Consider the following 20536-nt stretch of genomic DNA (forward strand, 5'->3'; position numbering starts at 1 on the left):
GAGGTTGTTATGATTGAACGTGAACTGGGGAACTGGAAAGACTTTATCGAAGTTATGCTTCGTAAGTAATTCCTGAGACAAAGTACAAACAGCAAGAACCCGCTGAGCAGGTTCTTAATCGGAAAGTTGAAAAGGGCGACACATTGGCATGTCGCCTTTTTTATTGCTTATTCCGGGCGCGGCTTCAGCGGGAAGCGGCGGCGCACCAGCACAAAGAACAGCGGCACGAAGTAAATAGCCAGAATAGTGGCCGAAATCATCCCGCCCATTACGCCAGTACCCACCGCATGCTGACCACCGGAACCGGCACCCGTGCTGGTTGCCATTGGCAATACGCCGAAGATAAATGCCAGCGAGGTCATCAGAATCGGGCGTAAACGCTGACGGCAGGCGTGGAGCGTCGCTTCAAACAGGTCGTGGCCTTTTTGGTTCATCTCGTTAGCAAACTCGACGATCAGGATGGCGTTTTTCGCCGATAAACCAATGACCGTTAACAGCCCCACCTGGAAGTAAACGTCGTTTTCCAGCCCGCGCATCCAGGTTGCCAGCAGCGCGCCGATAACCCCCAGCGGCACGACCAGCATTACCGAGAACGGCACCGACCAGCTTTCATACAGCGCCGCCAGACACAGGAATACCACCAGCAAGGAAATAGCGTACAGCGCCGGAGCCTGCGCGCCGGAAAGTCGCTCCTGATACGACATCGCCGTCCACTCCAGACCAAAGCCGTTTGGCAGCTGCTTCACTAACGATTCCATAATATCCATCGCCGTACCGGTACTGACCCCCGGTGCGGCTTCCCCAACAATCTCAACCGCAGAATAACCGTTATAGCGTTCCAGACGCGGCGAGCCTGTCTCCCAGCGTGAGGTCGCGAAAGCAGAGAAGGGCACCATGCCGCCATCTTTATTTCGGACATACCAGAGATTGATGTCATCTGGCAGCATGCGATATGGCGCAGCTGCCTGCACATAGACTTTCTTCACGCGACCGCGATCCATAAAGTCATTCACATAGCTCGAACCCCAGGCGGTTTGCAGTGTGTCGTTAATATCGTCGATAGCAACGCCCAGCGCCTGAGCTTTACGCTGGTCGATATCAATCTGCAACTGCGGACTGTCGTCGAGGCCGTTATGGCGCACACGGGTTAGCTCCGGGTTTTCCGCCGCCAGCGCCAGCAACTGGTTACGTGCTGCCATCAGCGCATCGTGACCCGCTCCAGCGTGGTCCTGCAACTCCATATCAAAACCTGCAGAACTACCAAGACCGCTAATTGCTGGCGGGCTGCTGGCGATAACGCGAGCTTCTTTAATCTTGTTAAACGCCTTCGTTGCACGCTCGATAATGGCAAACGAGGTGCCGGTCTTACTGTCGCGTTCGCTCCAGTCTTTCAGGCGGATAAACATTCTCGCCACGTTTTGCCCGTTACCCCCAGGGCCAGAACCAACAGTGGCAAACACCGACATGATGTTGTCTTTTTCATGGGTGAAGTAGTATTTCTCGATTTGCTCAACGACTTTCAGGGTCTGTTGTTGGGTTGAACCGCTGGGCAACTGTACCGAGGTAGTAAACATGCCCCGGTCTTCCAGTGGCAAGAACGACGTCGGCAAACGCAGGAACAGGAACACCATGCCGCCAAGCAGCAGGACATAAATCACAATCCAGCGCAGGCTACGGTGGAGAATTTTCGCCACCCCTTTTTCGTAGCGTTCGGCGTTGCGGTTAAACATCTGGTTAAACCAGGCAAAAAAGCCTTTTTGCCCGTGATGCTCACCCTTTTTCAGTGGCTTAAGTAGCGTGGCACACAGAGCCGGAGTGAGGATCATCGCTACCAATACTGACAGCACCATCGCCGCAACAATGGTAATAGAGAACTGGCGATAGATGGCACCGGTGGTGCCGCCGAAGAAGGCCATTGGTACAAATACCGCCGAAAGCACCATCGCAATCCCGACCAGTGCCCCCTGGATCTGCCCCATCGATTTACGTGTGGCTTCGCGAGGAGTGAGTCCTTCCTCACTCATAATACGTTCGACGTTTTCCACCACCACGATGGCGTCATCCACCAGCAGACCGATCGCCAGCACCATCGCGAACATGGTTAAGGTGTTGACGCTGTAACCGAAGGCATAAAGTACGGAGAAGGTTCCCATCAACACCACCGGCACGGCGATAGTTGGTATCAGCGTGGCGCGGAAGTTTTGCAGGAACAGATACATAACGAGGAAAACCAGAGCGATAGCTTCCAGCAGCGTTTTCACCACGTCTTCAATGGAGGCTTTAACAAACGAGGTGGTTTCATACGCCACCTTGTATTCCAGTCCATGCGGGAAATACTGCGCCAGCTCGTCAAGACGATTGAGCACCAGCTCCGCTGTCGCCATTTCGTTCGCGCCGGAGGCCAGTTTTACCCCCAACCCGGAGGCTGGCTTACCATTGAAGCGGCTAAGATAATCGTATTTCTCCGCCCCCATTTCGACGGTGGCGACATCGCCCAGCCTTACCTCTGAGCCGTCCTGATTCACCCGCAAGGTGATATCGCGGAACTGTTCTGGTGTTTGCAGCAGTGACTGGGCGTTAATGGTGGCGTTGAGCGCCTGCTTATCGACGGAAGGCGTACCACCAAGTTGCCCAACCGCAATCTGCGCATTCTGTGATTCAATGGCATCGGTGACATCTTTAGCCGTCATCTGGAAACTGTTGAGTTTCGCCGGGTCCAGCCAGATACGCATGGAATATTGCGAACCATAGGCATCGATATCCCCGACGCCATTCACGCGGCTTAACGGGTCCTGAATATTACTGGCAACATAATCGGCAATATCCTGTTTATCCATCGAACCATCGGTAGAGACGAAGGCAATGGTCAGAATATTGGTATCGCCGGTTTTACGCACCGTCACGCCCTGATTTTGCACCGCCTGCGGTAACTTTCGCATGGCTGATTGCAGCTGGTTTTGTACTTGCTGCACGGCTTCGTCCGGATCGGTGCCTGCTTTAAAACTTAAAGTGACAGATGCCTGGCCGGTGCCACTGCTCTGAGACGACATATACATCAGATTATCGAGGCCGGTCATATTTTGCTCGATAACCTGGGTCACGGTGTTTTCCAGCGTCTGGGCCGATGCGCCGGGATAGTTAGCGGTCACTCGCACATTCGGTGGCGCGAGATCGGGGTATTGTTCAACGGGCAATGAAAAAATCGCCAGGGTACCTGTCAGACACAACAGGATTGCCAGCACCCAGGCAAAAATGGGGCGATCAATAAAGAAATTCGCCATTAAAAGAGGACCTCGTGTTTCTGCGTATCGTTGTAGGCTTGACTTGCTTCACTGTAGCGGCAAGGTACGAGCCAATCGTGGAGAAAAAAAGGAGTTAATGTAAATTATCATGCCCTTTTATACTGAACTTTAAGGGCCAGTATTCTTTGGTCAGTCGGAGGCATTACATCAGCTGACTTTCCTCACCCTCCGCGGAGCGAAAGCTAATACTCACTAACGTGCCGCCGCCGGAAGGTTGTGAAAAAGTCAGCGTCCCACCCAGCCGTTCCGCGCGCTCGCGCATGATATTCAGGCCATAATGACCTTCGGGTTCTTTCGGTTCACCGATGCCAATTCCGTTATCACGGATATAGACCGTGTGATTGCCGTCCGGCGCGGTGACGCAACTGACGGCGATTTCGCTGGCGTTGGCGTGCTTCATCGCATTCAGCACCGCTTCGCGAATAATTTGCAACAAATGCACCTGCATTTGCGCATCCAGCGCCAGGGTTGGCAGGCGGCAGTCGAGGGTCAGTTTAGCGCTGGTTTGATTTTGTAACGTATCCAGCATTTCCCTCAACGCGGAGGGGAGATCTGCCTGCTGCAGCGTCAGGCGGAAAGTAGTTAACAGCTCGCGTAACTGCCGATAAGCATCATTCAACGCCTGGGAAAAATCGGCCATGATACTTTGTGCGGTGGCATTATCTTCCGGTATCGAACGCTTCAGTAACGTCAACTGGATACGTAAGTAAGAAAGTACCTGAGCCAGCGAGTCGTGCAATTCGCGGGCGATGGTCGCACGTTCTTCCATCAACAATAACTGCTGAAAATGCTTCTGCGCCTGATTAAAGTACAAACCGCGTCCCAGCATCGACGAAACGCTGTTAAGCAGCGGTTCTGATGATGAAACGTGACTATTTTGCCAGTGCAGTTCGCCGTAAACCGTCTCTTGCATTGTCACCGGTAAAATCTGCATCGGCAATTCCGGGTTTGGCTGCCCTTCGCTAATCCGCCAGTTGTCACCGACATTTAACTCCAGATATTCAGCCGCTTCGTTGTCGCGAACAATCTGCAAAATATGGCGGAAACAATGCACATCAATCTGGCTGGTGTTCAGCGCCTGCGAACACTGATACAACACCTCCAGGCGACGCTTGGCCTCGTGGAGGTCGCGGGTCTTTTCTTCTACTGACGCCTCCAGCGAACGGTACAATTTATGCAGCTCGCTCGACATCTGGTTAAAGGTTTTGGCAAGCAGGCCAAGCTCATTCGGCAGGCTGGTATCCAGCGGCGGCGAGTCGAACTGTCCGTGTTCAATACGCTGACTGGCGGTAACCAGCTGATTCAGCGGGGCAACCACCTGATGGCGTATGCGGCGCAAAGTAAAAAAGACCAGCGTGAAAATACCGATGCCGCCAGCCAGGGAAATCGCCACCACCAGCAGCATTTTGCGTTCAGCGTAGTGCTGTAAAGCCAGTACGAACAGGTCTATCTGATTAACATAATTATTAATATTGGCCTGATACCACGGCAAATCACCCTTGCTGAGCCGATTATTCATCTCCAGCCAGTTGGCATTCAGATGCGCATAGCGGGTTTTTACTGCTTCTGGCACATACCAGACGTTGAGATTGGTTAATACCGGTGAATGCAGTGCCTGCTGAAATAACTGGCGATGTGCATTGAGTTGTGGACTGCCACTTTGCAAGTCGTAGCCCAGGCGGTAACTCTGCATACGCAGCGATCCGGCAATATTGATAGCCTCAGCGTCGCGCAAACTGCTCGCCAGAGTTAGCAGAGCGATACCCGTGGAAAGAATCGACAGCAGGACAATGTAAAAAAAGGCCCGGGCCAGACTGGCCGAGACGGGTCGTTTAACAATCACACGCGTCTTCTCCACAAAAAATCATTAATGTTCCAGTTCGCTGAAACGCAATTTAGTCAGTGATGGGATTATTTGATCTGCCACAGTTTATAGCGAAATAGTTACTTATTCTGGGCACATGAACATTGCCGATTCCCCTGTAAGTCGGGTAATAACAACACTCATATAAAGAATAAGGTTTTTACAACCAAAAAAGAAGGTCGTTATGAATCGTTTTATTATGGCCAACAGTCAGCAATGTCTGGGTTGTCATGCTTGTGAAATCGCCTGTGTCATGGCTCACAATGATGAGCAACATGTCCTGAGCCAACACCATTTTCATCCCCGAATTACGGTTATCAAACATCAGCAGCAACGTAGTGCAGTGACCTGTCACCATTGTGAAGATGCGCCCTGCGCCCGTAGCTGCCCTAATGGCGCAATCAGCCACGTTGATGACAGCATTCAGGTCAATCAGCAAAAGTGTATTGGCTGTAAATCCTGCGTGGTGGCCTGTCCGTTTGGTACGATGCAAATCGTCCTGACACCCGTCGCGGCGGGCAAAGTAAAAGCCACGGCGCATAAATGCGACCTTTGTGCAGGGCGCGAAAACGGTCCTGCCTGTGTCGAGAATTGCCCGGCGGACGCGCTGCAACTGGTCACTGACGCCGCACTCTCAGGCATGGCGAAATCCCGCCGCTTGCGTACCGCACGTCAGGAACATCAACCGTGGCATGCCAGTACCGCGGCGCAAGAAATGCCGGTAATGAGTAAAGTCGAGCAAATGCAGGCAACGCCCGCGCGTGGCGAGCCGGACAAACTGGCGATTGAAGCGCGTAAAACCGGTTTTGATGAAATTTATCTGCCATTCCGTGCCGATCAGGCACAACGGGAAGCCTCGCGCTGCCTTAAGTGCGGCGAGCACAGCATTTGTGAATGGACCTGCCCGCTGCATAACCATATTCCGCAGTGGATTGAACTGGTGAAAGCCGGAAACATCGACGCCGCCGTCGAGCTTTCTCACCAGACCAACACCCTGCCGGAAATTACCGGACGCGTTTGTCCGCAAGACCGTTTGTGTGAAGGAGCCTGTACTATTCGCGATGAGCATGGTGCAGTAACTATCGGCAACATTGAACGCTACATTTCAGATCAGGCGTTGGCGAAAGGTTGGCGTCCTGACTTAAGCCATGTCACCAAAGTGGACAAGCGGGTGGCGATTATCGGTGCGGGTCCGGCAGGGCTGGCCTGTGCGGATGTTCTGACCCGCAATGGCGTAGAGGTGACGGTGTACGATCGCCATCCAGAAATCGGTGGCTTGCTCACTTTCGGCATTCCTTCTTTCAAACTGGATAAATCCCTGCTGGCACGCCGTCGGGAAATCTTCAGCGCGATGGGGATTCACTTCGAACTCAATTGTGAAGTGGGTAAAGATGTCTCTTTGGATTCGCTTTTGGAACAATACGACGCGGTCTTCGTTGGCGTAGGCACTTACCGTTCCATGAAAGCGGGTTTACCCAATGAAGATGCGCCGGGCGTTTATGACGCGCTGCCGTTCCTCATCGCCAACACTAAACAGGTGATGGGGCTCGAAGAGCTACCGGAAGAGCCGTTTATCAATACCGCCGGACTTAACGTCGTGGTACTGGGCGGCGGCGACACCGCGATGGACTGTGTGCGTACTGCGCTGCGCCACGGCGCGAGTAACGTCACCTGCGCTTATCGTCGTGATGAAGCTAACATGCCAGGCTCGAAGAAAGAGGTGAAGAACGCCCGCGAAGAGGGGGCCAACTTCGAATTTAACGTCCAGCCGGTGGCGCTTGAGCTGAATGAACAAGGTCACGTTTGCGGGATTCGTTTCCTGCGTACGCGTCTTGGCGAGCCGGATGCCCAGGGGCGTCGGCGTCCAGTACCGGTGGAAGGCAGTGAATTTGTCATGCCAGCCGACGCGGTGATTATGGCGTTTGGCTTCAATCCGCACGGGATGCCGTGGCTGGAGTCGCACGGTGTAACGGTAGACAAATGGGGCCGCATCATCGCGGATGTGGAAAGCCAGTACCGTTATCAGACCACGAATCCGAAAATCTTCGCCGGTGGTGACGCCGTGCGTGGTGCGGATCTGGTGGTTACCGCAATGGCAGAAGGACGTCATGCGGCACAGGGGATTATTGACTGGCTGGGGGTAAAATCAGTCAAATCTCACTGATAGCCTGCGCAGACAAACCCGACTTCACAGCGTAAGATAATTGTTCATTTCGCGCTGTGGAGTCGGTATGACGCAACAAATCACCCTCATTAAAGACAAAATTCTCTCCGATAACTATTTCACCCTGCACAACATTACTTACGATCTCACGCGCAAAGATGGCGAAGTTATCCGCCATAAACGTGAAGTTTACGATCGCGGTAATGGTGCAACGATCCTCCTGTACAACGCGAAGAAAAAGACCGTGGTTCTGATTCGTCAGTTCCGCGTCGCTACCTGGGTTAATGGCAATGAAAGCGGGCAGCTGATTGAAACCTGCGCCGGGCTGCTGGATAACGACGAACCGGAAGTGTGTATTCGTAAAGAAGCGATTGAAGAGACGGGCTATGAAGTGGGCGAAGTGCGCAAATTATTTGAACTGTATATGTCGCCAGGCGGTGTGACTGAGCTAATCCACTTCTTTATCGCCGAATACAGTGACAGCCAGCGCGCTAACGCCGGCGGTGGTGTCGAAGATGAAGATATTGAAGTGCTCGAGCTGCCGTTCAACAAGGCGCTGGAGATGATCAAAACTGGCGAGATACGTGACGGTAAGACGGTGTTATTGCTTAACTATTTGCAAATGTCACATTTAATGGACTGAAAAATAACAATAATATTTCGTTGTTTATTATTGGCTCAATCCGACAAATCCGATTGAGCCGCGCTACCTGCGCAACGAAGATACGACTTGTGCTGTTTGTTTGAACTTCTGGGGTCGTACCGTCCATGCGCTATCGCATTTTCCTTCTCTTTTTTTTCGCTTTGTTGCCGACGTCTTTGGTGTGGGCGGCACCAGCGCAACGGGCGTTTTCCGACTGGCAGGTCACCTGTAATAACCAAAACTTCTGCGTGGCGCGTAATACGGGCGATCATAACGGACTGGTGATGACCCTGAGCCGCAGCGCCGGGGCGCATACCGATGCCGTTTTACGTATTGAGCGCGGCGGGTTGAAGTCGCCGGATGCGTCTGAAGGGGAGATAGCGCCACGGCTGCTGTTAGATGGTGAGCCGTTGGCGTTAAGTGGTGACAAGTGGCGGATTTCACCATGGTTATTAGTAACCGATGATACGGCAACCATCACCGCGTTTTTGCAGCTGATTCAGGAAGGGAAGGCAATCACCTTACGCGATGGCAATCAGACCATTTCTCTGAATGGCTTAAAAGCGGCGTTGTTGTTTATTGATGCTCAGCAAAAGCGCGTTGGCAGTGAAACCGCGTGGATAAAGAAAGGGGACGAACCGCCGCTCAGCGTACCGCCCGCGCCTGCGCTGAAAGAGGTCGCGGTGGTTAACCCAACGCCGACGCCACTCTCACTCGAAGAACGCAACGATTTGCTGGATTATGGAAACTGGCGGATGAATGGTCTGCGCTGCTCGCTTGATCCATTGCGTCGAGAGGTAAATGTCACTGCGCTGACCGATGATAAAGCGCTGATGATGATTAGCTGTGAGGCAGGGGCCTATAACACCATTGATTTGGCCTGGATTGTGTCGCGTAAAAAGCCACTGGCCTCGCGCCCGGTTCGGTTACGTTTGCCGTTCAACAGCGGTCAGGAGACGAATGAACTGGAACTGATGAACGCAACATTCGATGAAAAATCGCGTGAACTGGTGACCTTAGCAAAAGGGCGCGGATTAAGCGATTGTGGCATTCAGGCGCGCTGGCGCTTTGACGGTCAGCGTTTTCGCCTGGTGCGTTACGCCGCAGAACCCACCTGTGATAACTGGCATGGGCCAGACGCCTGGCCCACGTTGTGGATCACCCGTTAAACAAAATCCCAGATGCGCCCCTAAAAAGCGCACGGACCGTCCCCTCGCCCCTCTGGGGAGAGGGTTAGGGTGAGGGGAACATACAGCATCCGGCGATCACCATCAGGCACCTTTCACTCCCAGCACCTTATGCGCTTTTGCCACAATATTCTCGGCGGTAAAGCCAAAGAACGGGAACAGCTTATCTGCCGGAGCAGATTCCCCATAGCCGGTCATCCCGACAATTGCCCCTTTCAGACCAACATATTTGTACCAGTAATCGGCGATGCCTGCTTCCACCGCCACGCGAGCCGCAACGTTAGAAGGCAACACCGACTCCCGATATTCCTCATCCTGGGCGTCGAAAATATCGGTCGAGGGCAGCGAAACTACGCGTACATTGCGACCTTCTCCTGCTAATTTCTCTGCCGCTTGCAGGGTGATTTCCATCTCTGAACCGGTGGCAATCAGAATAATATCCGGCTTGCCGCCGCTGTCTTTCAACACATAACCACCACGAGCAATCTCTTTAACCTGATCCGGCGTACGTTCCACCTGGGCCAGATTCTGCCTTGAGAGGATCAGTGCCGTCGGTCCGTTGTGGCGCTCAACCGCAAGCTTCCAGCCTACCGCCGCTTCCACCTGATCGCACGGTCGCCAGGTGCTGAAATTCGGCGTCAAGCGCAGACTGGCCAGTTGCTCAACGGCCTGGTGGGTCGGACCATCTTCCCCTAAGCCAATTGAGTCGTGGGTATAAACCATAATCTGCCGCGCTTTCATCAGTGCCGCCATCCGCGCGGCGTTACGGGCGTATTCAACAAACATCAGGAACGTCGCGGTATACGGCACAAAGCCGCCGTGGTGCGCGATGCCGTTGGCGATAGCGGTCATGCCAAATTCACGCACCCCGTAGTGAATGTAGTTGCCCGCCGGATCTTCCTTCAGCGAAACAGAACCTTTCCAGATGGTCAGGTTGCTGGGAGCCAGATCCGCCGAACCGCCGAGCAACTCAGGCAGCATCGGCCCGTAAGCGTTAAGCGTATTTTGCGAAGCCTTACGGGTAGCGATTTTCGCCGGATTTGCCTGTAATTCATTGATATATTTCTGAGTCGTTTTCTCCCAGTCCTTCGGCAAACCGCCGCTCATCCGACGGGTAAACTCTTCTGCCAGTTGCGGATGGGCCTTTTTATAGGCGGCAAACTTCTCATTCCAGCTCTGCTGCGCTTTTTCGCCTTTTTCGCGGGCATCCCAGGCGTGATAAATCTCTTTAGGGATCTCAAATGGCGGATGGTGCCAGCCCAGTTTTTGCCGTGCCAGCGCCACTTCTTCTTCCCCCAGCGGTGCGCCGTGCGCCTCTTCCTTACCTGCTTTATTCGGCGAACCAAAGCCAATTACTGTGCGGCAGATAATCAGCGACGGCTTATCTTTCACGCTTTGCGCTTCAAGGATCGCTTTCTTCACCGCCTGCGGATCGTGACCGTCGATTTCATGGATCACATGCCAGTGATAGGCTTCAAAACGTTTTGCTGTATCGTCGGTAAACCAGCCTTCGGTTTCACCGTCGATGGAAATACCGTTGTGATCGTAAAAACCAATCAGCTTGCCCAGTCCCAGCGTGCCCGCCAGCGAACAGACTTCGTGGGAAATACCTTCCATCAGACAGCCGTCGCCCATAAACACATAGGTGAAGTGATCGACAATTTCATGATCCGGCTGGTTAAACTGCGCCGCCAGTGTACGCTCTGCTATCGCCAGCCCGACGGCGTTCGCCAAACCTTGTCCAAGTGGACCGGTGGTGGTTTCAACACCTGGCGTATAACCAATCTCCGGGTGACCTGGGGTTTTTGAATGCAACTGACGGAAGTTCTTCAGCTCTTCCAGCGGCAGGTCGTAACCGGTCAGATGCAGCAAACTGTAGAGCAGCATCGACGCGTGGCCGTTGGAAAGAATAAAGCGGTCGCGATCATACCAGGTTGGGTCGGTGGGGTTATGTTTAAGAAAATCGTTCCACAGCACTTCGGCAATATCAGCCATGCCCATCGGCGCGCCGGGATGACCAGAATTGGCTTTTTGTACCGCATCCATACTGAGTGCGCGAATCGCATTGGCAAGGTCTTTTCGGGACATATAACACTCCGTGGCTGGTTTATAGTTTGGCGGCAAGAAGATCTTCCAGTTTGCGTTGATCAACGGCGAACAGACGAATGCCTTCAGACAGTTTTTCTACCGCCATCGCATCCTGATTGTGCTCCCAACGGAACTCCGCTTCGCTCATGGGAGCTGGGCGTGGGAACGTCTGAGAAGGTGGGATTAATTTACGTACCACTGGCGAAACTTTTTCCTGCAGCTCCTTCAGCAAATTCGGTGCGATAGTCAGTCGATCGCAGCCGGTTAAGGCGAGGATTTGTTCGGTGCGACGGAAGCTCGCGCCCATCACAATGGTTTCATAGTGGTGTTGCTTATAGTAGTCGTAGATATTGCGTACTGATTTAACGCCTGGATCTTCTTCCACCACATACGGGTCCATCGGCTTGCGTGCCTGATACCAGTCATAAATACGCCCGACAAACGGCGAAATCAGAAAAACGCCTGCTTCTGCACAGGCCCGCGCCTGTGCAAAAGAAAACAGCAGCGTCAGGTTGCAGTTAATACCTTCTTTTTCCAGCTCTTCTGCCGCGCGAATTCCTTCCCAGGTCGAAGCCAGTTTGATCAGAATGCGTGATTTCTCAACGCCTTGTTGCTGATACAAGTCCACCAGATGGCGCGCCTTCTCAATACTCTTTTCTTTATCAAAAGAGAGGCGTGCATCAACTTCTGTTGACACGCGACCGGGTACGATTTTGAGAATTTCAGCACCGAAATTGACCGCCAGTTTGTCACACGCTGCGACCACCTGTTGTTCCTGGGTTTTGCCATTTTTTCTACCCCAGGCGATAGCATCGTCTATTAAATGCTCATATTGTGATAATCCGGCAGCCTTGAGTAACAGCGAAGGATTGGTGGTGGCATCCTGGGGATGATAATGGCGAATGGACTCAATATCGCCGCTGTCTGCCACGACAGTGGTGAACTGTTTGATGCCGTCTAACTCGTTCATAGGAAATACTCCTTGAAAAGTAAAGTGTTAGATGAGTGCGTTAATTCACACTTCTGAGAAATTTCGCTAAACGCATCAAAAAAGCATAGCAGACAGGCATGGTATTGCTGGATTAAGCAGGTAACATCAGTGTTATAGGATTATTACCAAAACATTATATTAATGGTGAGAGTTTGGACTTGCTCAAAGTCTGTAGACTCCGGCAGGGTAATAATGTGCGCCACGTTGTGGGCAGGGGCTGTTGCCCACACACTTTATTTGTGAACGTTACGTGAAAGGAACAACCAAATGGATGACCAGTTAAAACAAAGTGCACTTGATTTCCATGAATTTCCAGTTCCAGGGAAAATCCAGGTTTCTCCAACCAAGCCTCTGGCAACGCAGCGCGATCTGGCGCTGGCCTACTCACCAGGCGTTGCCGCACCTTGTCTTGAAATCGAAAAAGACCCGTTAAAAGCCTACAAATATACCGCGCGCGGTAACCTGGTGGCGGTGATCTCTAACGGTACGGCGGTGCTGGGGTTAGGCAACATTGGCGCGCTGGCAGGCAAACCGGTGATGGAAGGCAAGGGCGTTCTGTTTAAGAAATTCGCCGGGATTGATGTATTTGACATTGAAGTTGATGAACTCGACCCGGACAAATTTATTGAAGTCGTCGCCGCGCTCGAACCGACCTTCGGCGGCATCAACCTCGAAGACATTAAAGCGCCAGAATGTTTCTATATTGAACAGAAACTGCGCGAGCGAATGAATATTCCGGTATTCCACGACGATCAGCACGGCACGGCAATCATCAGCACTGCCGCCATCCTCAACGGTTTGCGCGTGGTGGAGAAAAACATCTCCGACGTGCGGATGGTGGTTTCCGGCGCGGGTGCCGCAGCAATCGCCTGTATGAACCTGCTGGTAGCGCTGGGTCTGCAAAAACATAACATCGTGGTTTGCGACTCAAAAGGCGTTATCTATCAGGGCCGTGAACCAAACATGGCGGAAACCAAAGCCGCATATGCGGTGGTGGATGACGGCAAACGTACCCTCGATGATGTGATTGAAGGCGCGGATATTTTCCTCGGCTGTTCCGGCCCGAAAGTGCTGACCCAGGAAATGGTGAAGAAAATGGCTCGTGCGCCAATGATCCTGGCGCTGGCGAATCCGGAACCGGAAATTCTGCCGCCGCTGGCGAAAGAAGTGCGTCCGGATGCCATCATCTGCACCGGTCGTTCCGACTACCCGAACCAGGTGAACAACGTTCTTTGCTTCCCGTTCATCTTCCGTGGCGCGCTGGACGTTGGCGCAACCGCCATCAACGAAGAGATGAAACTGGCGGCGGTACGCGCGATTGCAGAACTGGCCCATGCGGAACAGAGTGAAGTGGTGGCTTCAGCTTATGGCGATCAGGATCTGAGCTTTGGTCCGGAATACATCATTCCAAAACCGTTTGATCCGCGCTTGATCGTCAAGATCGCTCCTGCGGTGGCGAAAGCGGCGATGGAGTCGGGCGTGGCGACGCGTCCGATTGCTGATTTCGACGTCTACATCGACAAGCTGACGGAGTTCGTTTACAAAACCAACCTGTTTATGAAGCCGATTTTTTCCCAGGCTCGCAAAGCGCCGAAGCGCGTCGTTCTGCCGGAAGGTGAAGAGGCGCGCGTTCTGCATGCCACTCAGGAACTGGTAACGCTGGGGCTGGCGAAACCGATCCTTATCGGTCGTCCGAACGTGATCGAAATGCGCATTCAGAAACTGGGCTTGCAGATCAAAGCGGGTGTTGATTTTGAGATCGTCAATAACGAATCCGATCCGCGCTTTAAAGAGTACTGGACTGAATACTTCCAGATCATGAAGCGTCGCGGTGTCACTCAGGAACAGGCGCAGCGTGCATTGATCAGTAACCCGACAGTGATCGGCGCAATCATGGTTCAGCGTGGCGAAGCCGATGCAATGATCTGCGGTACGGTGGGCGATTATCATGAACATTTTAGCGTGGTGAAAAATGTCTTTGGTTATCGCGATGGCGTTCACACCGCAGGTGCCATGAACGCGCTGCTGCTGCCGAGTGGTAACACCTTTATTGCCGATACATACGTCAATGACGAACCAGACGCAGAAGAGCTGGCGGAGATCACCTTGATGGCGGCAGAAACTGTTCGTCGTTTTGGTATTGAGCCGCGTGTGGCTCTGTTGTCGCACTCCAACTTTGGTTCTTCTGACTGCCCGTCGTCGAGCAAAATGCGTCAGGCGCTGGAACTGGTCAGGGAACGTGCACCAGAACTGATGATTGATGGTGAAATGCACGGCGATGCAGCGCTGGTGGAAGCGATTCGCAATGACCGTATGCCGGACAGCCCTTTGAAAGGTTCCGCTAATATTCTGGTGATGCCGAACATGGAAGCTGCCCGCATTAGTTACAACTTATTGCGCGTTTCCAGCTCGGAAGGTGTGACTGTCGGCCCGGTGCTGATGGGTGTGGCGAAACCGGTTCACGTGTTAACGCCGATCGCATCGGTACGTCGTATCGTCAACATGGTGGCGCTGGCTGTGGTTGAAGCGCAAACCCAACCGCTGTAATTCATTCTTAACTCTCACGCTTACCCTGAATATTCAGGGTAAGCGGTTTTCCTGAAATATATTAGTAAAGCTTATTACTGAGTTTACGAATAATAAAAAAAGCAGTATATGAAATATCTCGATATTATTTTATTTATATTCATGCGTCGCATATGAAAGTTTATTCATAACAGTAAATATCTCTCCATTCTTAGTGATCTACCTCACCTTTTAAACGCGCTTGCCGAATTTTGTTATTTACTCTGACGAAAAATTGTCACGATACACGAAAGTTTTTCAAAGGCGGCGACTCATGGATAAAGAACGCATCATTCAGGAATTTGTGCCCGGTAAACAGGTCACACTGGCGCATCTCATCGCGCATCCCGGCGAGGAACTGGCGAAGAAAATCGGCGTTCCTGATGCGGGCGCAATCGGCATTATGACGCTAACTCCCGGCGAAACGGCGATGATCGCCGGTGATTTAGCGCTGAAAGCCGCCGATGTGCATATCGGTTTTCTCGACCGCTTCAGCGGTGCATTGGTGATTTATGGCTCGGTGGGTGCAGTAGAAGAAGCGTTATCACAAACCGTCAGCGGTTTAGGTCGCTTATTAAATTATACGCTTTGTGAAATGACCAAAAGTTAATACGAGGCATTCATGAAACGAATTGCGTTTGTGGGTACCGTCGGGGCAGGAAAAACAACGTTATTTAATGCGTTGCAGGGGAATTATACCCTCGCCAGAAAAACACAGGCCGTGGAATTTAATGATAAGGGCGATATTGATACGCCGGGTGAATATTTTAGCCATCCCCGCTGGTATCACGCCTTAATTACCACGCTACAGGATGTGGACATGCTGATCTATGTCCACGGCGCGAATGACCCGGAAAGTCGGTTGCCTGCCGGGTTGCTGGATATTGGTGTCAGCAAACGGCAAATCACCGTCATCAGTAAAACGGACATGCCAGATGCTGACGTCGCCGCAACGCGAAAGTTATTGCTTGAGACGGGCTTCGAAGAGCCGATTTTCGAGCTAAACAGCCACGACCCGCAAAGCGTGCAGCAACTGGTGGATTATCTGGCATCTCTCACCAAACAGGAGGAAGCAGGTGAAAAAACTCATCACAGCGAATGATATTCGCGAAGCACACGCGCGCGGCGAACAGGCAATGTCCGTGGTTCTGCGCGCCAGCATTATTACTCCGGAAGCCCGTGAAGTGGCGGATCTGTTGGGTTTTACCATCACCGAATGTGATGAATCGACTGCGGTAACGACGTCCGTTCCCGCCAGCGTGCCAGCCGATAAAACCGAAAGCCAGCGCATCCGCGAAACCATCATCGCCCAGCTACCGGAAGGCCAGTTTACCGAAAGCCTGGTCGCGCAGCTGATGGAAAAAGTGATGAAGGAAAAACTGTCGCTGGAGCAGGGTGCAATGCAGCCGAGTTTCAAATCGGTGACCGGCAAAGGCGGCATCAAAGTTATTGATGGCAGCAGCGTCAAGTTTGGTCGTTTCGACGGAGCACAGCCACACTGCGTCGGATTAACGGATCTGGTCACCGGAGACGACGGCAGCAGTATGGCCGCTGGTTTTATGCAGTGGGAGAACGCATTCTTCCCGTGGACCCTGAACTATGACGAAATCGACATGGTACTGGAAGGGGAACTGCACGTTCGCCACGAAGGCGAAACCATGATCGCCAAAGCAGGCGACGTGATGTTTATCCCGAAAGGCTCCAGCATCGAATTTGGTACGACATCCAGCGTGAAATTCCTGTATGTCGCCTGGCCGGCTAACTGGCAATCCCTATGAAAGATTTCATCACCGAAGCATGGCTAAGAGCGAACCATACGCTCAGCGAAGGCGCAGAGATCCATCTCCCTGCGGACAGTCGCCTGACGCCCTCTGCCCGGGAGTTGCTGGAAAGCCGCCATCTGCGCATCAAGTTTATTGACGAGCAGGGCCGCCTGTTTGTTGACGATGAACAGCAGCAGCCGCAGCCCGTTCACGGGCTGACCAGTAGTGATGAACATCCGCAGGCGTGCTGCGAACTGTGCCGCCAGCCAGTGGCGAAAAAGCCGGACACGCTGACTCACCTGTCGGCGGAAAAAATGGTTGCCAAAAGCGATCCGCGTCTGGGTTTTCGCGCGGTTCTCGACAGCACCATTGCGCTGGCAGTGTGGCTGCAAATTGAACTGTCGGAACCGTGGCAGCCGTGGCTGGCGGATATCCGTTCGCGTCTTGGCAACATTATGCGTGCCGATGCGCTGGGGGAACCGCTGGGCTGCCAGGCGATTGTCGGGCTTTCTGACGAAGATCTGCATCGGCTTTCTCATCAGCCGCTGCGCTATCTCGACCACGATCATCTGGTGCCGGAAGCCAGCCACGGGCGCGATGCTGCGTTGCTCAATCTGCTACGCACCAAAGTGCGGGAAACCGAAACCGTAGCGGCGCAGGTGTTTATAACCCGCAGTTTTGAAGTATTACGCCCGGACATCTTGCAGGCGCTGAACCGCCTTTCCAGCACGGTCTACGTGATGATGATCCTGAGCGTAACGAAGCCGCCGCTAACGGTGAAGCAGATCCAACAACGACTGGGGGAAACGCAATGATTATTGAACGTTGTCGTGAACTGGCGTTGCGAGCGCCCGCCAGAGTGGTTTTTCCGGATGCGTTAGATCAGCGTGTGCTGAAAGCGGCGCAATATTTACATCAACAAGGTCTGGCAACGCCCATTCTGGTCGCTAATCCGTTTGAACTTCGTCAGTTTGCGCTCAGTCATGGCGTAGCGATGGACGGGCTACAGGTGATTGATCCGCATGGCAACCTCGCAATGCGGGAAGAATTTGCTCATCGCTGGCTGGCCCGCGCGGGCGAAAAAACGCCGCCGGATGCGCTGGAAAAACTTACCGACCCGCTGATGTTCGCCGCAGCAATGGTTAGCGCCGGTAAAGCGGATGTCTGTATCGCGGGCAATCTCTCTTCCACGGCGAATGTGCTGCGTGCCGGATTACGCATTATCGGCTTGCAGCCAGGCTGTAAAACGCTCTCATCCATTTTCCTGATGCTGCCACAGTACAGCGGTCCGGCGTTGGGTTTTGCCGATTGCAGCGTGGTGCCACAGCCGACGGCGGCGCAGTTGGCGGATATCGCGCTTGCCAGCGCCGAAACCTGGCAGGCCATCACCGGAGAAGAACCGCGCGTGGCGATGTTGTCGTTTTCCAGTAACGGCAGCGCCCGTCACCCCTGCGTTGCCAACGTCCAGCAGGCGACAGAAATCGTCCGTGAGCGCGCGCCGCAGTTGGTAGTCGATGGCGAGTTGCAGTTTGACGCCGCCTTCGTGCCGGAAGTGGCGGCGCAAAAAGCGCCTGCCAGCCCGCTACAAGGCAAGGCCAATGTGATGGTTTTTCCGTCGCTGGAAGCCGGAAATATTGGCTACAAAATCGCACAACGACTCGGCGGATATCGTGCCGTCGGGCCATTGATACAAGGGCTTGCCGCGCCGATGCACGATCTCTCTCGTGGTTGTAGCGTGCAGGAAATTATCGAGCTGGCGCTGGTGGCAGCTGTGCCGCGTCAGACAGAAGTGAACCGCGAAAGCAGTTTACAAACACTGGTTGAATGAACGGTCCCGTTCTGGACCCTGATAAAGAGGAAAGCACAATGGAAGCATTAGGAATGATCGAAACCCGGGGCCTGGTTGCACTGATTGAGGCTTCTGACGCGATGGTGAAAGCTGCGCGCGTCAAGCTGGTTGGTGTTAAGCAGATTGGCGGCGGCCTGTGTACTGCCATGGTTCGCGGTGATGTTGCAGCCTGTAAAGCCGCGACCGATGCCGGTGCCGCAGCGGCACAGCGTATCGGCGAGCTGGTATCTGTACACGTTATCCCGCGTCCGCACGGTGACCTGGAAGAAGTCTTCCCGATCGGCCTGAAAGGCGATAGCAGCAACCTGTAATCACCCTGTGTGACGTCGATTCGGGCGTCACGCTCTCTCCTTTTTCATTTTACCTTCCGCGGAGGGTAGGGGGAGCTTTTACCTGAAATACGCCACGGAGGCGGGTATGAAACTGGCAGTCGTCACTGGACAAATTGTTTGTACCGTACGCCATCACGGACTGGCGCATGACAAATTGCTGATGGTGGAAATGATTGATCCACAAGGTAATCCTGACGGGCAATGTGCCGTCGCCATCGACAATATTGGCGCGGGAACCGGGGAGTGGGTGTTACTGGTGAGTGGCAGTTCCGCCCGCCAGGCGCATAAAAGCGAAACGTCACCGGTCGATCTGTGCGTGATTGGCATCGTCGATGAGGTGGTGTCTGGCGGTCAGGTAATTTTCCACAAATAAGGCAGAACATCATGAATCAACAGGATATTGAACAGGTGGTGAAAGCGGTACTGCTGAAAATGCAAAGCAGTGACACGCCGCCCGCCGCCGTTCATGAGATGGGCGTTTTCGCGTCCCTGGATGACGCCGTTGCGGCAGCCAAAATTGCCCAGCAAGGGTTAAAGAGCGTGGCAATGCGCCAGTTAGCCATTGCTGCCATTCGTGAAGCAGGCGAAAAACACGCCAGAGATTTAGCGGAACTTGCCGTCAGTGAAACCGGCATGGGCCGCGTCGAAGATAAATTTGCCAAAAACGTCGCTCAGGCACGCGGCACGCCAGGCGTTGAGTGTCTCTCTCCGCAAGTGCTGACGGGCGACAACGGCCTGACTTTAATTGAAAACGCGCCCTGGGGCGTGGTGGCTTCGGTGACGCCTTCCACTAACCCGGCGGCAACCGTAATTAACAACGCCATCAGCCTGATTGCCGCGGGCAACAGCGTCATTTTTGCCCCGCATCCGGCGGCGAAAAAAGTCTCCCAGCGGGCGATTACGCTGCTCAACCAGGCGATTGTTGCCGCAGGCGGGCCGGAAAACTTACTGGTTACTGTGGCCAATCCGGATATCGAAACCGCGCAACGTTTGTTCAAGTTCCCGGGTATCGGCCTGCTGGTGGTGACCGGCGGCGAAGCGGTAGTGGAAGCGGCGCGTAAACACACCAATAAACGTCTGATTGCCGCAGGTGCTGGCAACCCGCCGGTAGTGGTGGATGAAACCGCTGACCTCGCCCGTGCAGCTCAGTCCATCGTCAAAGGCGCATCTTTCGATAACAACATCATTTGTGCCGATGAAAAAGTACTGATTGTTGTTGATAGCGTAGCCGATGAACTGATGCGTCTGATGGAAGGCCAGCACGCGGTGAAACTGACCACAGAGCAGGCGCAGCAGCTACAACCGGTGTTGCTGAAAAATATCGACGAGCGCGGAAAAGGCACCGTCAGCCGTGACTGGGTTGGTCGCGATGCGGCGAAAATCGCGGCGGCAATCGGCCTTAAAGTTCCGGAACAAACGCGACTGCTGTTTGTGGAAACCACTGCAGAACATCCGTTTGCCGTGACTGAACTGATGATGCCGGTGCTGCCCGTCGTGCGCGTCGCCAACGTGGCGGATGCCATTGCGCTGGCGGTGAAACTGGAAGGCGGTTGCCACCACACGGCGGCAATGCACTCGCGCAATATCGAGAACATGAACCAGATGGCGAACGCCATTGATACCAGCATTTTCGTTAAGAACGGACCGTGCATTGCCGGGCTGGGGCTGGGCGGGGAAGGCTGGACCACCATGACCATCACCACGCCAACCGGTGAAGGGGTAACCAGCGCGCGGACGTTTGTCCGTCTGCGTCGCTGTGTATTAGTCGATGCGTTTCGCATTGTTTAA

At 53.6% G+C, this 20536-nt stretch carries 17 protein-coding genes; 13 read left to right on the forward strand and 4 right to left on the reverse strand.

Going from position 1 to position 20536, the window contains the following annotated elements:
* Window positions 1-9 precede the first annotated feature (9 nt).
* A complete protein-coding gene (gene ypfM / locus ACJHXB_RS18245; RefSeq protein ID WP_001386977.1) occupies window positions 10-69 on the forward strand; it encodes a protein YpfM in 60 nt (19 codons plus the stop codon).
* A 98-nt stretch (window positions 70-167) separates the two neighbouring features.
* On the opposite strand, the gene acrD is transcribed toward ypfM, so the two are convergent.
* Window positions 168-3281 carry a multidrug efflux RND transporter permease AcrD gene (acrD, locus tag ACJHXB_RS18250; protein ID WP_001273136.1) on the reverse strand — a complete coding sequence of 1038 codons (3114 nt, stop codon included), beginning with the start codon at window positions 3279-3281 and terminating at the stop codon, window positions 168-170.
* 163 nt (window positions 3282-3444) lie between these two features.
* Complete coding sequence (gene narQ, locus ACJHXB_RS18255) at window positions 3445-5145, reverse strand: nitrate/nitrite two-component system sensor histidine kinase NarQ (RefSeq protein WP_001296285.1); 1701 nt, start codon at window positions 5143-5145, stop codon at window positions 3445-3447.
* Between the two features lie 205 nt (window positions 5146-5350).
* Here narQ and aegA point away from each other — a divergent pair, with 205 nt between their 5' ends.
* The 3 genes from aegA to ACJHXB_RS18270 all read left to right on the forward strand — a co-directional run bounded on the left by aegA (window position 5351) and on the right by ACJHXB_RS18270 (window position 9142).
* Entirely contained in the window at window positions 5351-7330 is a 1980-nt protein-coding gene (gene aegA, locus ACJHXB_RS18260; RefSeq protein WP_001078834.1) for a formate-dependent uric acid utilization protein AegA, read from the forward strand.
* Window positions 7331-7397: 67 nt separating this feature from the next.
* Window positions 7398-7973 carry a GDP-mannose pyrophosphatase NudK gene (gene nudK / locus ACJHXB_RS18265; RefSeq protein WP_001389740.1) on the forward strand — a complete coding sequence of 192 codons (576 nt, stop codon included), beginning with the start codon at window positions 7398-7400 and terminating at the stop codon, window positions 7971-7973.
* Window positions 7974-8098: 125 nt separating this feature from the next.
* Window positions 8099-9142 carry a DUF1176 domain-containing protein gene (locus ACJHXB_RS18270; RefSeq protein WP_001604700.1) on the forward strand — a complete coding sequence of 348 codons (1044 nt, stop codon included), beginning with the start codon at window positions 8099-8101 and terminating at the stop codon, window positions 9140-9142.
* Window positions 9143-9244: 102 nt separating this feature from the next.
* Here ACJHXB_RS18270 and tkt read toward each other — a convergent pair whose 3' ends face one another.
* On the reverse strand, window positions 9245-11248 hold the full coding sequence (gene tkt, locus ACJHXB_RS18275; protein WP_000087309.1) for a transketolase: 2004 nt from the start codon (window positions 11246-11248) through the stop codon (window positions 9245-9247).
* 19 nt (window positions 11249-11267) lie between these two features.
* On the reverse strand, window positions 11268-12218 hold the full coding sequence (tal, locus tag ACJHXB_RS18280; RefSeq protein WP_001003734.1) for a transaldolase: 951 nt from the start codon (window positions 12216-12218) through the stop codon (window positions 11268-11270).
* Window positions 12219-12506: 288 nt separating this feature from the next.
* Here tal and maeB point away from each other — a divergent pair, with 288 nt between their 5' ends.
* From maeB to ACJHXB_RS18325, 9 genes are all read left to right on the forward strand, one after another.
* A complete protein-coding gene (gene maeB, locus ACJHXB_RS18285) occupies window positions 12507-14786 on the forward strand; it encodes an NADP-dependent oxaloacetate-decarboxylating malate dehydrogenase (RefSeq protein ID WP_000342643.1) in 2280 nt (759 codons plus the stop codon).
* A gap of 292 nt (window positions 14787-15078) precedes the next feature.
* Complete coding sequence (gene eutS, locus ACJHXB_RS18290; RefSeq protein WP_000356956.1) at window positions 15079-15414, forward strand: ethanolamine utilization microcompartment protein EutS; 336 nt, start codon at window positions 15079-15081, stop codon at window positions 15412-15414.
* Between the two features lie 12 nt (window positions 15415-15426).
* Window positions 15427-15906, forward strand: coding sequence for an ethanolamine utilization acetate kinase EutP (eutP, locus tag ACJHXB_RS18295; protein WP_000820783.1), 480 nt, complete (start codon window positions 15427-15429; stop codon window positions 15904-15906).
* The gene (eutQ, locus tag ACJHXB_RS18300; RefSeq protein WP_000733920.1) at window positions 15881-16582 is read left to right on the forward strand and encodes an ethanolamine utilization acetate kinase EutQ; all 702 of its coding nucleotides are present in this window, start codon (window positions 15881-15883) and stop codon (window positions 16580-16582) included. The genes eutP and eutQ overlap by 26 nt, the downstream gene beginning before the upstream one ends.
* Window positions 16579-17382, forward strand: coding sequence for an ethanolamine utilization cob(I)yrinic acid a,c-diamide adenosyltransferase EutT (gene eutT, locus ACJHXB_RS18305; protein WP_000651310.1), 804 nt, complete (start codon window positions 16579-16581; stop codon window positions 17380-17382). The genes eutQ and eutT overlap by 4 nt, the downstream gene beginning before the upstream one ends.
* Window positions 17379-18395 (forward strand): phosphate acetyltransferase, encoded by a 1017-nt coding sequence (gene pta / locus ACJHXB_RS18310; protein ID WP_000582969.1) that lies wholly within the window; start codon window positions 17379-17381, stop codon window positions 18393-18395. The genes eutT and pta overlap by 4 nt, the downstream gene beginning before the upstream one ends.
* Window positions 18396-18433: 38 nt before the next feature.
* Window positions 18434-18727 carry an ethanolamine utilization microcompartment protein EutM gene (gene eutM / locus ACJHXB_RS18315; RefSeq protein ID WP_000387713.1) on the forward strand — a complete coding sequence of 98 codons (294 nt, stop codon included), beginning with the start codon at window positions 18434-18436 and terminating at the stop codon, window positions 18725-18727.
* Window positions 18728-18833: 106 nt separating this feature from the next.
* Window positions 18834-19121, forward strand: a complete 288-nt coding sequence (gene eutN / locus ACJHXB_RS18320) for an ethanolamine utilization microcompartment protein EutN (RefSeq protein WP_000762196.1) — start codon at window positions 18834-18836, stop codon at window positions 19119-19121.
* 11 nt (window positions 19122-19132) lie between these two features.
* Window positions 19133-20536 (forward strand): aldehyde dehydrogenase family protein, encoded by a 1404-nt coding sequence (locus ACJHXB_RS18325; protein ID WP_410233525.1) that lies wholly within the window; start codon window positions 19133-19135, stop codon window positions 20534-20536.

The organism is Escherichia sp. WS3227_2, assembly GCF_046486495.1.
Classification (GTDB): Bacteria; Pseudomonadota; Gammaproteobacteria; order Enterobacterales; family Enterobacteriaceae; genus Escherichia; species Escherichia coli.

Excerpts from the sequence above, each read along its gene's own strand:
- acrD (WP_001273136.1), bottom strand. The coding sequence starts at position 3,281 with ATGGCGAATTTCTTTATTGATCGCCCCATTTTTGCCTGGGTGCTGGCA.
- aegA (WP_001078834.1), top strand. The coding sequence starts at position 5,351 with ATGAATCGTTTTATTATGGCCAACAGTCAGCAATGTCTGGGTTGTCAT.
- nudK (WP_001389740.1), top strand. The coding sequence starts at position 7,398 with ATGACGCAACAAATCACCCTCATTAAAGACAAAATTCTCTCCGATAAC.
- ACJHXB_RS18270 (WP_001604700.1), top strand. The coding sequence starts at position 8,099 with ATGCGCTATCGCATTTTCCTTCTCTTTTTTTTCGCTTTGTTGCCGACG.
- tkt (WP_000087309.1), bottom strand. The coding sequence starts at position 11,248 with ATGTCCCGAAAAGACCTTGCCAATGCGATTCGCGCACTCAGTATGGAT.
- tal (WP_001003734.1), bottom strand. The coding sequence starts at position 12,218 with ATGAACGAGTTAGACGGCATCAAACAGTTCACCACTGTCGTGGCAGAC.
- maeB (WP_000342643.1), top strand. The coding sequence starts at position 12,507 with ATGGATGACCAGTTAAAACAAAGTGCACTTGATTTCCATGAATTTCCA.
- eutS (WP_000356956.1), top strand. The coding sequence starts at position 15,079 with ATGGATAAAGAACGCATCATTCAGGAATTTGTGCCCGGTAAACAGGTC.
- eutP (WP_000820783.1), top strand. The coding sequence starts at position 15,427 with ATGAAACGAATTGCGTTTGTGGGTACCGTCGGGGCAGGAAAAACAACG.
- eutT (WP_000651310.1), top strand. The coding sequence starts at position 16,579 with ATGAAAGATTTCATCACCGAAGCATGGCTAAGAGCGAACCATACGCTC.
- pta (WP_000582969.1), top strand. The coding sequence starts at position 17,379 with ATGATTATTGAACGTTGTCGTGAACTGGCGTTGCGAGCGCCCGCCAGA.
- eutM (WP_000387713.1), top strand. The coding sequence starts at position 18,434 with ATGGAAGCATTAGGAATGATCGAAACCCGGGGCCTGGTTGCACTGATT.
- eutN (WP_000762196.1), top strand. The coding sequence starts at position 18,834 with ATGAAACTGGCAGTCGTCACTGGACAAATTGTTTGTACCGTACGCCAT.
- ACJHXB_RS18325 (WP_410233525.1), top strand. The coding sequence starts at position 19,133 with ATGAATCAACAGGATATTGAACAGGTGGTGAAAGCGGTACTGCTGAAA.